The sequence below is a fragment of the Gemmata sp. SH-PL17 genome, assembly GCF_001610855.1.
GTDB classification, from domain to species: Bacteria; Planctomycetota; Planctomycetia; order Gemmatales; family Gemmataceae; genus Gemmata; species Gemmata massiliana.
Map to the genome: position 1 here is coordinate 6,428,291 of NZ_CP011271.1, position 11,709 is coordinate 6,439,999.

The 11,709-nt window shown below is 63.5% G+C and carries 15 protein-coding genes; 6 read left to right on the forward strand and 9 right to left on the reverse strand.

All coding sequences use genetic code 11. The features are described 5' to 3' along the window. Positions 1-48 precede the first annotated feature (48 nt). The 3 genes from VT84_RS26435 to aroC form a co-directional block, all read right to left on the reverse strand. Positions 49-486: a TIGR03067 domain-containing protein gene (locus VT84_RS26435; protein WP_082841609.1), complete on the reverse strand. Its 438-nt coding sequence runs from the start codon at positions 484-486 to the stop codon at positions 49-51. Positions 487-665: 179 nt separating this feature from the next. Continuing rightward, positions 666-1,163 carry a TIGR03067 domain-containing protein gene (locus tag VT84_RS26440; RefSeq protein WP_082841610.1) on the reverse strand — a complete coding sequence of 166 codons (498 nt, stop codon included), beginning with the start codon at positions 1,161-1,163 and terminating at the stop codon, positions 666-668. Between the two features lie 100 nt (positions 1,164-1,263). Further along, on the reverse strand, positions 1,264-2,421 hold the full coding sequence (gene aroC, locus VT84_RS26445; protein WP_082841611.1) for a chorismate synthase: 1,158 nt from the start codon (positions 2,419-2,421) through the stop codon (positions 1,264-1,266). A gap of 271 nt (positions 2,422-2,692) precedes the next feature. On the opposite strand from aroC, the gene VT84_RS26450 reads away from it, so the two are divergent. Both VT84_RS26450 and ltaE read left to right on the forward strand, forming a co-directional pair. Further along, entirely contained in the window at positions 2,693-3,304 is a 612-nt protein-coding gene (locus VT84_RS26450; protein ID WP_082841612.1) for a hypothetical protein, read from the forward strand. 26 nt (positions 3,305-3,330) lie between these two features. Further along, on the forward strand, positions 3,331-4,362 hold the full coding sequence (gene ltaE / locus VT84_RS26455) for a low-specificity L-threonine aldolase (RefSeq protein WP_082841613.1): 1,032 nt from the start codon (positions 3,331-3,333) through the stop codon (positions 4,360-4,362). A gap of 20 nt (positions 4,363-4,382) precedes the next feature. On the opposite strand, the gene VT84_RS26460 is transcribed toward ltaE, so the two are convergent. The 4 genes from VT84_RS26460 to VT84_RS26475 form a co-directional block, all read right to left on the reverse strand. After that, positions 4,383-4,796, reverse strand: coding sequence for a TIGR03066 family protein (locus VT84_RS26460; RefSeq protein ID WP_052561473.1), 414 nt, complete (start codon positions 4,794-4,796; stop codon positions 4,383-4,385). 113 nt (positions 4,797-4,909) lie between these two features. Next, positions 4,910-5,281 carry a TIGR03066 family protein gene (locus VT84_RS26465; protein ID WP_052561471.1) on the reverse strand — a complete coding sequence of 124 codons (372 nt, stop codon included), beginning with the start codon at positions 5,279-5,281 and terminating at the stop codon, positions 4,910-4,912. A gap of 169 nt (positions 5,282-5,450) precedes the next feature. Beyond that, positions 5,451-5,819, reverse strand: coding sequence for a TIGR03066 family protein (locus tag VT84_RS26470; protein ID WP_082841614.1), 369 nt, complete (start codon positions 5,817-5,819; stop codon positions 5,451-5,453). Between the two features lie 110 nt (positions 5,820-5,929). After that, entirely contained in the window at positions 5,930-7,237 is a 1,308-nt protein-coding gene (locus VT84_RS26475) for a Na+/H+ antiporter (RefSeq protein WP_082843417.1), read from the reverse strand. Between the two features lie 104 nt (positions 7,238-7,341). Between VT84_RS26475 and VT84_RS26480 the strand changes: the two genes are divergently transcribed. The 4 genes from VT84_RS26480 to VT84_RS26495 are packed head-to-tail and all read left to right on the forward strand — an operon-like array spanning position 7,342 to position 10,575. Then, positions 7,342-8,418, forward strand: coding sequence for a hypothetical protein (locus VT84_RS26480; RefSeq protein ID WP_082841615.1), 1,077 nt, complete (start codon positions 7,342-7,344; stop codon positions 8,416-8,418). Positions 8,419-8,423: 5 nt separating this feature from the next. Continuing rightward, entirely contained in the window at positions 8,424-9,266 is an 843-nt protein-coding gene (locus tag VT84_RS26485) for a DNA/RNA non-specific endonuclease (protein ID WP_082841616.1), read from the forward strand. 17 nt (positions 9,267-9,283) lie between these two features. Then, entirely contained in the window at positions 9,284-9,658 is a 375-nt protein-coding gene (locus tag VT84_RS26490) for a nuclease A inhibitor family protein (RefSeq protein WP_052561464.1), read from the forward strand. 20 nt (positions 9,659-9,678) lie between these two features. After that, on the forward strand, positions 9,679-10,575 hold the full coding sequence (locus VT84_RS26495) for a DNA/RNA non-specific endonuclease (RefSeq protein WP_082841617.1): 897 nt from the start codon (positions 9,679-9,681) through the stop codon (positions 10,573-10,575). Between the two features lie 4 nt (positions 10,576-10,579). Here VT84_RS26495 and VT84_RS26500 read toward each other — a convergent pair whose 3' ends face one another. After that, complete coding sequence (locus tag VT84_RS26500; protein ID WP_082841618.1) at positions 10,580-11,044, reverse strand: hypothetical protein; 465 nt, start codon at positions 11,042-11,044, stop codon at positions 10,580-10,582. Between the two features lie 39 nt (positions 11,045-11,083). Further along, positions 11,084-11,692 carry a hypothetical protein gene (locus VT84_RS26505; protein WP_082841619.1) on the reverse strand — a complete coding sequence of 203 codons (609 nt, stop codon included), beginning with the start codon at positions 11,690-11,692 and terminating at the stop codon, positions 11,084-11,086. Between the last annotated feature and the right edge of the window lie 17 nt (positions 11,693-11,709).

Consider the following 11,709-nt stretch of genomic DNA (forward strand, 5'->3'; position numbering starts at 1 on the left):
GCGGTTTTGAACACCGCGGCCCACGTCATATCGTCCCAATGGAAAGCCTTATTTCTCGCACTTCAGCGTGTACATCGCCTGGTTGGTCTTCGTCTTGAACTCGGTCGGTTTTTCGCCGCCCGGTCCCGTGTAGATGATGCGGATCGTGTTGTCCTTCCGTTCGATCAGGCCGAACAGTTCCTTGTCCTTGTCGCTGCCGGCGGTCGGCTTGATGACGATCGCGCACGGGCTCTTGGTCGAATCGAGTGTAAACTCGGCGACCAGGAACTCGGTGCCGTCCTTGTTCGCACCGGTGAGCTTGTTACCCGCGAACCGGAACGTCGCTCCCTTGAAATCGGCCTCGGCGACCGGTTGACCGTTCCGCTCTCCGCCGACGATCTGGTGTTGTCCTTCTAATTTTGGCTTCTCGTTGTCCGCTGAAATAGCCATCGCGTGAACGTTCAGACACAGAACCGCAACCAGTGCGGCGCGCACGAACATCGACATGAAATCCTCCGTGTCGGGCGAGGGGTTCCGGGCGAAGTGTCGGGGCGAGGCAGCGTCGGACGCGATCGGGGCGACGGGTCGGTTGAAATGGCCGTTCAGTTAACGGCGATGCCAGTGTAGGCGCCCCGCGCATCAAATGGCAATAGCCCGGAGAAGATTCCCGGGCCGCGGTTCGAGGGCTACGGCTCTTTCGTGAACTTGTTCGGGTCTTTGACGCCCTTGCTGTTGCTCTTCAGCACGAAGAGGTGCTGCTTCTCCCGCGTCATGAATTCCTTCGGCGCCTCGCCACCGGGCAGCGCGTAAATCAGCGTAACCGTGTCGCCCTCTTTCTTGATAAGCCCCGTCGCGGTCATTTCTTTGGGCTCTTTGCCCTTCATCGTGATGACCCACGGGGTCTTCGACGTATCGAGCGTGTAAGTTGCGGAGAAGAACTCCTTCTTGTCCTTATCAGTGCCGAGGATGGAATCGCCGGTGAACTTGACGATGGACCCTGCGATCTCGGCTTCCGGAATCGGCTTCCCGTCTTTTTCACCAGACACAATTACGTAACCGCCTTCCAAGGAAGCGGCAGTTTGTTTCTCGGGTGTCGATGGCGGCTTTTGCGCAGCGGGCGGGTCGGTGGTCCCCGCGAGAACGAAGCCGGCGGCCAGAAAAAGTGTCGAGCTAATCGTTTGCATCGGATTGCTCCTCGGGCGATGAGGGAGATTGTCGCGCGTTCCCGCTCATGACTTGCGGGAAACGAACGACAATCATGCAACCGATGTGCCGTCGCGTGTACTAACCGGGAAGTCGGCTCGCGCGGCTCCGCAGGAGGTGGTCCACCAACACGAGCGCGATCATGGCTTCGCCCATTGGCACGAAGCGCGGGAGCAAGCAGGGATCGTGTCGGCCCTTCACGAGAATTTCGGTCGGCTCCCCGGCCCGCGTAACCGTGCGCTGCGCGCGCGGAATGCTGCTCGTCGGCTTCACCGCGACGCGACACACGATCGGCATCCCGCTGGAGATCCCGCCGAGCATCCCGCCGTGGCGGTTCGATTCGGTCCGCACGGGGGCCTCGTGGTGCGGTTCCCACACCGCGGTGTTGCAATCGGCCGCGTCCGGGGCCACCGGCGATTCGTGGGGTTCTGGGGGAACGAACACGTCGTTGTTCGCGCTCCCGCGCATGTTCGCGACCGCGAAGCCGGCCCCGTACTCGAAACCGAGCACCGCGGGCAGCGAGAGCAGCGCCTTGCCCAGATCCGCTTTCAGTTTGTCGAAGACCGGCTCCCCCAACCCCGGCGGTACCCCGGTCGCGACGAGTTCACACACGCCGCCGATGGAATCGCGATCCATGCGGACGGAATCGATCAGCGCGATCATTTTCGCCGCGGTGTCGGGCACCGGGCACCGCGCGGGCGTCGCTTCCACTTGCTCCAGCGTCACCGCGGTGGGATCGGGAACGTCCGCGATCACGTCGCCGACCTGCTTCACGTACCCGAGTACCCGAATGCCCGCGAGCGCGAGGATCTTCTTGGCCACCGCCCCGGCCGCGACGCGGCTCACGGTTTCGCGTGCGCTCGACCGCCCGCCGCCGCGGTAGTCGCGGAACCCGTACTTCGCATCGAACGTGAAGTCCGCGTGCCCCGGCCGGTACTTGTCCTTGATGTCGCCGTAGTCCCCGCTGCGCTGATCCGAATTGCGAAACAGGATGCCGATCGGCGTGCCGTCTGTTTTGCCTTCAAACACGCCGGACCAGATTTCCGGCGTATCGGATTCGTCGCGCTGAGTGGTCAACTTGCTCTGCCCCGGCCGGCGTCGACGCAGGTCGGGGAGGAGGTCTTCGACCGATAGTTCCAGCCCGGCCGGGCAGCCGTCGATGATACACAAGTACCCGGGGCCGTGACTGACGCCCGATGTGGTGACGCGAAACAGTTTACCGAATGTGTTGCCTGCCATACTTTCGATTGTATTGCGTGCCCAATAAAGGCCGAAAGGCGCCACGGATAAACACCGAAAAACACGGATCAGAGAAGTCAGATTTGCGCGACAAAGGGAAGGATTCGTGCCGCGTCGGTGCGAGCGGCACTTAAACTCAAGTATTGTTCTGATCCGTGTTTATCAGCGTTTATCCGTGGCGCCTTTTGCATCTATTTTGCTCCGCGGCTTGGGGTGGAGCGCGGCGGGCAGCACGGGTATCGTGGAAACGATTCGTTTACGGAGGTTGCCGATGCGAACTGCGCTCGCGGGTGTCGTCCTGTTCTGTACCAGCGCGCTCGTTCACGCGCAGCCCGCCAAAGACCCCGATCCGCGGTACGGGATTACTGCCCGCCCCCAATTACACGCACAGAACACGCCCAAGAACGTGCTCCGAACGGCCCTCGATCGCATCGACGCGGGCGACTACTCGTACTTCATTGCGCAAGTCCTCGACCCCAAGTTCACGGACCAAATGGTCACCGATCGCGCGACCGGGTTCGAGGCCGCCACGGAGCGCGAACTCACACAACTGCGGGATTTCCAGCGGGCCAACCCGACGAAAGTAGCGCCGGAAGACCGCCTCCCGCTCGACCCGAAGGAGTTCCGCGCGACGGTCGAAGCCAAGGCGCGTCTCCTGGGGTTCAAGCAGCTCACCAAAGATATCGAAGGCAAGCTGAAAGAAGACCCGCAAGCCCTCAAAGACATGCGAAAGCTCCTGCGGGACGGCATGTTCGCGGAAGCCGACGGCACCGCGTCCGTGTCCCACGCGGACGTCAAGGGCCGCTCGCTGTATTTCAAGAAGATCGGCGAGCGCTGGTTCATCGAGAACCGGCAGGCCGAGGAACCGAAGAAAGAGCCGTAAGCGGCTCCCCGAGCCCGAGCGCCTCCATGATCGACCTCCGCAGCGACACCGTTACGAAACCGACGCCCGGCATGATGGCCGCGATGATGGCCGCGCCGGTCGGCGACGACGTGTTCGGCGAAGACCCGACGGTAAACGCACTCGAACAGCGCACCGCCGCGATGTTCGGGTGCGAGGCCGGGCTGTTCGTGCCCAGCGGCACGATGGCCAACCAGATCGCGGTGCGGGTTCACTGCCGCCCGCAGGACGAGATCCTTCTCGAAACCAACAGTCACATCTGTTTGTGGGAGGCCGGCGGCGCTGCGGCACTGAGCGGCGTCACGCTCCGCACGATCGATAGCACTACGGGGGACGGGCGGCTCGGCGCCAGCGACTTCACGGACAAAGTCCGGCCCGACGATATGCACTCGGTGCGAACGCGGCTCGTGTGCCTGGAAGTGACGCACAACCGCGGGGGCGGCACGGTCACGTCACCGGACGCGATCAACGAGATCTCGCGCTGGGCGCGCCACCACAAGCTCGCGACACACCTCGACGGCGCGCGTATCTGGAACGCGATCGTGAAGACCGGTGTGCCCGCGAAGGTGTGGGGCGGGATGTTCGACACCATAAACGTGTGCTTCAGCAAAGGGTTGGGTACGCCGGTCGGCTCGATGTTACTCGGCCCGCGTGAGCTGATTGCCCACGGCCGACGCATCCGCAAGCTGTTCGGCGGGGCGATGCGCCAAATCGGGTTCCTCGCCGCGGCGTGCGACTACGCGCTCGATCACAACATCGACCGGCTCGCAGAAGATCACACGAACGCGCGGATCATCGCGGACGCGGTGGCAGAAGTACCGGGCTTCACGCTCAAGCCCTACGAAGTGGAAACGAACCTAGTGTGGTTCGAGGTAGACGCACGACACGGCAGTGCGAAGGACGTCGCCGAGCGCCTAAAAGCGAACGGGGTGCTCGTGGCTCCGCTGGAAACGCGCGTGATTCGAGCCGTGACGCACTTAGATGTGACGCGCGAGCAGTGTGTAACTGCGGCCGACGCGATTCGCCGGCTGGCCCGGTGAAGTACGGGCCACCGACGCGGCTACTTCTTGTCGTCCTTCTTCGGTTCGACTTTCTTCTTCACGCGGACGAACTCTTCCTTCAACCCGTCCGGGTCGATGAAGACCAGTTCGTCGGCGGTGATCTTCTTGATGGTGAGCGTCTCTTTCTTGACGAGTGCGTCTTGCTTCACTTCGTAGGGTAGTTCGTTCCCGACGACACGGTAGCTGCCCTCGTACACGGACAACGTGTCCTTATCGATCCGCTGGCGAATGGTCATCTTCCCGCCCTGCGTGAACTCGACCTCCACGTCGGTGTCCGTGTTCCCGCGCGAGTCGAGCACCATCTTCCAGGTGCCGACCACCTTCTCGGCTTCCGTGCGATCCTTCGGAACGGGCGCGGCCCACACGGAGCCACCGACCCACAACGCGACCAGACCGACGACGGTACCGCGCATCGACGAACCTCCTCACGGGTGGTCCCAGGATACCACCAGCGCGAACGTGCGTAAAGCGAGACGGCCGCGGGGGATGAATCCCCCGCGGCCGTCGGCGCGCGTTCACGAACCGGTTACTTCTTATCCTTCACCCGGGTCATCGTGTCTTCTTTGCCCTTCGAGTCCTTGGCCACCAGTTCCGTATCGGTGAGCTTGGTGATCGTGATCGTTTCCTTCTCGGTCTTACCGCCGAAGGTCATTTCGATGTCCAGCTTGTTGCCTTCCAGCTTGTAGGTGCCGTCGATATTCTCGGTCTTCCCGCCGATGGTCACGTGGAGCGTGAACTTGCCCTTCTCGCCGATCTCCAGAACCAGCTTCGGGCCGTCTTTTTCGGGCTTCGACGGTTCCCACTTCCCGATCAGCTTCTTGGCATCGATCTTTTCGTCCGCGGCGCCGGCGAACCCGGCGAGGGCGAGAACCGCAACCAACGCGGCGAGGACACGCATGTGCTTGCTCCGGTGAGTGACACGATTTCGGCGACCGCCACGCGGTCGTTGGGGAGAAACTACACGCCCCGCCCGAACGCGGCGAGTGCAAACCGATGCGGGGCACCAAATACCGGAGCCGGCCGCGAGGGTTATCGCGACCGGCTCCGGAGTCACCAAGAACAGCGGGTTACTTCGGCTTCACCTTCTTGAAGGACTCGACCTTCCCGCCCTTGTCCTTGCCTTCCATCTCGTCGTCGGTCAGTTTCGTGAGGGTGACCGTTTCCTTGATCTCGTTGTCCATGAACTTCAGCACGAAGGAGAGCTTGTCGCCTTCGAGTGTGTAGGTACCTTCGATCTTCAGCTCCTTACCGCCCATGTCACCGGTGACGGTCAGCTTGCCGTCCTTGGTGAACTCCATCACCATCGCCTCGCCCTTCTTGGGGTTCACCGGCTCCCACTTGCCGACGAGCTTCTTCGCGTCGAGCTTCTTTTCGTCCGCCGCGTGCGCGCCACAAACCACGGCCAGCACGATCCCGAGTCCGAGTAGCGTCCGCATTTTCACACCTCTATTAATGTGGTGATGTGCGGCGCCCCGCGGCGCCGGCCACAACAGACTACTCGATCGTCCAATTAACGGCGAGCGTCAAAAAGCGCGGGCGCGGCGCCTCAAACGGCCGGGTCGTCCGGGGGCGGTTCCAGCGCATCGGACGCTACATCCGGCTCGTCCGAAACACCCAAACCGCGGATCAAGAGGGGAAGCGTAAGCCCCTGCCCCACCAGCGTGGCGAAGATCACGGCGAACGTGAGTACCTGAATTATGTCGCGATCGGGGAACGGGTGCCCCTGACTCGTGGCGAGCGGCAGCGCGAGGGCCGCGGCGAGTGACACGACGCCGCGCATCCCGGTCCACCCCACAATGACCACGCCCCGCCACGGCGGGTATGGGGTGGGGATACCCACTTGGTGATCGATCCAGCGCGGCACGTAAGCGCCGGGAAATATCCACACGAGCCGGGCCACGATTGCGGCGCCCGAAACCACCGCGGCGGCCACGAGCACGTCGGCCGGTGAGCGAGCGCCGCTGGCCTGATCGATGATTTGCCGCAGCGCGAACCCGACCAGAATGAAGATCAGCCCGTTCAGCAGAAACTCCATCCACTCCCAAACGGCCCGGGCCTCTTCATACAGTTCCTCGCTGAACACCCGCTCGCACCGGTTCCCGACCCAGAACCCGGCACTCACGGCCGCGAGCACGCCGGACAGGTGCAAGTGTTCCGCCGTCAGGTACACCGAGAACGGCGTGAGGAGCGTAATCGTGATGACGATCTTCGTGTCCGAGAGTTTTTTGCGATCGAGCCACCCGTGAAGCCACACCACGAACCACCCGCCCGCGATGCCGATCGCGATCCCACCGGCGCTGACGATCGCGAACTCGGTACCCGCTTCCACCAAAGAGAACGCGCCCGTAACCACGGCCGCGACCGCGAACCGGAGCGCCACGAGCGCGGAGGCGTCGTTCACCAAACTTTCGCCTTCGAGGATCGTGGTGATGAGGCGCGGCACGCGCAAGCGCTGGGTCACGGCGACCGCGGCGACCGCGTCCGGTGGCGAGACGATCGCGCCCAGCACGAACGCCGTCGGCCACGACATCCCGACGAAGTAGTGGGCCGCGGCCGCGACCACGACCATCGTGAACAGCACCAGCCCGATCGCGAGCAGCATGATCGGCCGGATCTGGTCGCGGAACTCCGGCCACGGCGTCCGGAACGCGGCCGCGTACAAGAGCGGCGGCAGGAACAGCAGGAACACGATTTGTGGGTCGACCATCACGCCCGGCGCCCAGGGCTGGAGGCCGAGCACCAGCCCCCCGATAACGAGCAGAATCGGTTCCGCGATGCCGAGCCGACGGGCCACCAAACCGAGCACGACCGTAACCGCGAGTAGGGCCAGAATCAGTTCGACCGGGTGAAGCACAAGAACCTCCGTGTTGTCCATAACGGCTAAAGATACCGCGGTCGCGTTGACTCCGACACCCCGACCGGCGTACCCTCACAACACCCCTGACGTGGATACCAACCATGCGCCGCATTCTGTCACTCGCATCATGCTTATTATTTTTAAGCGCATCGACCGCGTGGGCGGACAAAATCAGTCTCGTCGCGGGCGGCGGTGAAGGTGGCGACGGCACAGAAGCACTAAAGGCGAAGCTGATTCAGCCGTTCGGAGTCGATTTCGCCCCGACGGGCACGATCTACATTGTGGAAATGGCGAAGGGCGAGCGCCTTCGACTACTCCGGGACGATCGACTCGGCACCCTCGCCGGTACCGAGGGGAAGAAGGGAAGCGACGGCGACGGCGGTCCCGGGGCAAAAGCGACCTTCAACGGCATGCACTCGCTCGCGGTCGGTGCGGACGGGCACGTGTACCTCGCCGACACCTGGAACAACCGCGTGCGCCGGTACGACGTTGCCAGCGACAAGGTCACCGTGTTCGCGGGCACCGGCGAGAAGGGCTTTTCCGGTGACGGCGGACCGGCAGCCAAAGCGAAATTCGGCGGCGTGTTCTGCGCGGCGTTCGATCCGGACAAGAAGTACCTCTACCTCACCGATCTCGATAACCGCCGGATTCGCAAGATCGACATGAAATCCGAGGTGGTCACGACGGTCGCGGGCAACGGCGAAAAGGGCGTTCCGAAAGACGGCGAAGACGCACTGAAGCAGCCGCTCGTCGATCCTCGGGCGCATGCGGTCGATAAGGACGGCAATCTCTGGATTCTGGAGCGCAGCGGGCACGCACTGCGTGTTGTCGACGCGAAAGGAGCGATTCGCACTGTCGCCGGGACCGGGAAGGCGGGCCAGGGAACCGGGAAAGCGCTCGAAGCCGCGATGAACGGGCCGAAGCACTTGTGCATCGACCGCGACGGCTCGGTGCTGATCGCGGACACCGAGAACCACCGGATCGTGCGTTACAGCCCCAAAGACGGTACACTCTCGCTCGTGGCCGGTACCGGGAAGAAGGGAACGGGACTCGGCGGGGGCGATCCGCTAAAGGCAGAGTTCAATCAGCCGCACGGAGTCATCGTTCACCCGCGAACCGGCGACGTCTACATTTCCGATGCGAGCAACGGTCGCGTACTCAAAATCGTTCGCGAGTAACCATCATGAAGCGTCTCCTTCTGATTCTTGCGATCGCGGTTGCTCTGTCCGCGCTGCCCGCCAGCGCGGACCCGCCGAAGCCGCCCGCGAACCGCAACGTCCGGTACGGGATGCCCGGCGAAGCGAAACCGGACCCGGCCCACAAGGAAGCGTACCTGATCGACCGGCCGCAGTACGTCATGTCGTACAACGACAAGCACAAGACCGCGAACTGGGTGTGCTGGAACCTGACCGCGAAGGACATCGGGCGCACGGCCCGCGGCGCGTTCGAGCCGGACAAGGGGTTGCCGAAGGGCTTCACCCACATCACCAGCGCGAACTACACCGGGAGCGGGTTCGACCGCGGGCACCTCGTCCCCTCGAAGGACCGCTCGGACACGGAGGAGAACAACGACGCGGTGTTCCTCATGACGAACATGGTGCCGCAATCGGCCGCGTGCAATCAGAAGGGCTGGGAACGGTTCGAGAGCTACTGCCGGACGCTAGCGGAAGACGGCAAGGAACTGTACATCGCGGCCGGGCCGCACGGCATCGGGGGCGTCGCCAACGACGGCACGAAGAAGCTCACCATCGGTAAAAACGCGCCGTTTATTACCGTTCCCGCGCACGTCTGGAAGGTGGCGCTCGTGCTCGATAAGGGCACCAACCCGACCAAGAACACGCGCGTCATCGCGGTGTGGATGCCCAACGACGACACGGTTACCGACGACTGGCCGCACTACCGCGTGTCCGTGGCCGAGGTCGAGAAGAAGACCGGGCTGAAATTCTTCCCGCTGGTGCCCAAAGAGGTCTCGGAAGTGCTGAAGGAAAAGCCCGACGCGGTGAAGGTCACCGTTCACAAAAGGTAGCGCACGGGACGACACACATGGCGAAGACGACCCCGGTTCTGAAGGAACTCAAGGCGGCGGCGAAGGGGCTCCTGTTCCCCAGCGAGTCGGACGCGCCGTTGGAGGCGTTCGCGTGGCCCGGGGGCGACGGCCCGCCGGACGAGGCCGCGGTGCGCGCGAACGCGAAGGTCGAAAAGGACGCGCCCGTCCAGCAGCTCACGGTCCCGGACCTCACGCGGACGATCCCCAGCGAGAGCCGCGGGGAGTTCCTCCACCTGTTCGCGACGCTCGCGCACCACCTCAGCGGCGTGACCGTGTTCAAGGTGGGCGAGGTAAACATGGATGTTTACATCGTCGGCCGCACCACCGACGGGCAGTACGCCGGTGTGAAAACCCAAGTCGTTGAAACGTGACCGATTCTCGGAGCTAAGGAATGGCCTCGAAGAGTTTCCTGGACGAACTGACGCCGACGCAGCGCGTCATAGCCGGCGTCGTGATTCTCGTTATCGCCGGTGTCGTTGCGCTGGTGCGCTCGCGCCAGGAGGGGCACCCGCCCGGTCCGCAGGGCGATCAACAGACGCTCGAAAACCGCAACGTGCGATTCGGGCTACCGGCCGAAGCCAAGCACGACCCGGCGAACCGCGAAGCGTACCTGATCGACCGGCCGCAGTACGTCCTCTCGTACAACGACGCGACGAAGAACCCGAACTGGGTGTGCTGGAACCTGACCGCGAGCGACATCGGCACGGCCGAACGCGACACGAGCTTCGAGCCGGACCCGGACCTGCCGAAAGACTTCTACCGCGTCAAATCCTCGGACTACGCCGCGTCCGGGTTCGACCGCGGACACATGTGCGCGTCCAAGGACCGCTCGAATTCAAAAGAAGATAACGAGATCCTGTTCTACATGACGAACATTGTTCCCCAATCGCAGAACAACAATCAAAAGGGCTGGCGCCTGCTGGAAGAGCACTGCCGCTCTCTCGCGAAAAAGAACAGCGAGCTTTACATCGCGTGCGGTCCACACGGTCGAGGCGGAGCTAGCAGGGATGAGGTGAAGCACTTCACGATCGGCAAATCGCATCCGATTGTAGTGCCCGAGAGCGTCTGGAAAGTGGTGATGGTGCTGCCGAACAAGACCGCGGCCCCGAGCGCCGATACGCCGGTCTTCGCGGTGTGGATGCCCAACGATCAGACGGTGGGGAGCGACTGGAAGAAGTACGTCGTGCCCGTCAGCACGGTCGAGCAGCGCACCGGGTACAAGTTCTTCCCGCTCGTGCCCGACGACGTGGCCGGCCCGCTCAAGACCCACACCGACCGCGTTCCGTGACCGGTCACCACCCCTCGTCCATCGGCGGGGGGATGTACGCGCCGGGCTTCAGGCGCTCGACGTAGTCGTTCAACTGGCGCCAGTAGAGGACGCCGCAAATGAACGCGATCGGGAACGTCACGAACGCGGGGTAGAACCACACGCCCGGCACGATGAAGGCGACGGTCGCCAGACCGCACCCGCGCCCGTAGCCCTCGTCGGGGTCGTCCATTCCCCGCGAGCGGAACTCGTTCCGCAGCGACTCCGCCACGCGCTCCACCGTGACCGCGGCCCACACGAGGTTGAAGACCGGAATCAGGTTCAGCCACACCCGGGCCGGTTCCATCCGCCGGTTCTCTGGTGACACCCGGCGCAGCGTCCGCCCGATCGCCGACAGGAACGAGAGCGAGAGGCTAAACGACAGCACGAACGCGGTGACCGCGCACCCCAGCGCGCCCAACATTTCGAGAAACTGGTTCTGGCCGTACATCCGCACCTCCGCGACACAATCGAGGTGCAAGTAAGACGTTTACCGCCCGTCGCGATCCCACGGTTTTCGGTCGTCGCCGCGGTCGTCGTGGTAATCGTCGTGCTCGTCGCGGCGCCGGGTCGGGCGGTCGTCTTCGTCGAAGCGATCGTCACGGCGCCGGCGGTTGTCGCTTCGGTCGTCGTAGTCGTCGCGGTCGTCCGCACGAGGCCGGCGCCGGCGCACGGGGCGGTCGTCATCTTCGTCTTCGCGGGGCGGAGGGTCTTGGCCGGTGAGCTGTTTGTTGAACTCCGCGATCTTGACCCAGTACATGATTTTCAGGACGAGATGCGGCAGCCCCATGAACAGGAACATCGCGATGCACGACGCCAGCCCCACCCCGTAGCCGTAGGTCTCGTCCCGGCGGTGCCACCCGCGGTACCGATACTCGCGTTCGAGCGTCTCCGAGACACGTATGACCGTGACGAGTTTCCAGGCGAGGTTGAAAATCGGGATCAGGTTCAGCCACACCATCCCCGGTTCCATTGTCCGGTTCCGGGGGTGGCACTCGCCGATCGCCTTCGAGAGCGTGAGTAGAAAAAAGATCTCGACCACCACCGCGGCGGCCATGAACGTCCCGACGATCAGAAATAACGCGAGGATGCACTCCATGAGCGAACCGCCGTGAG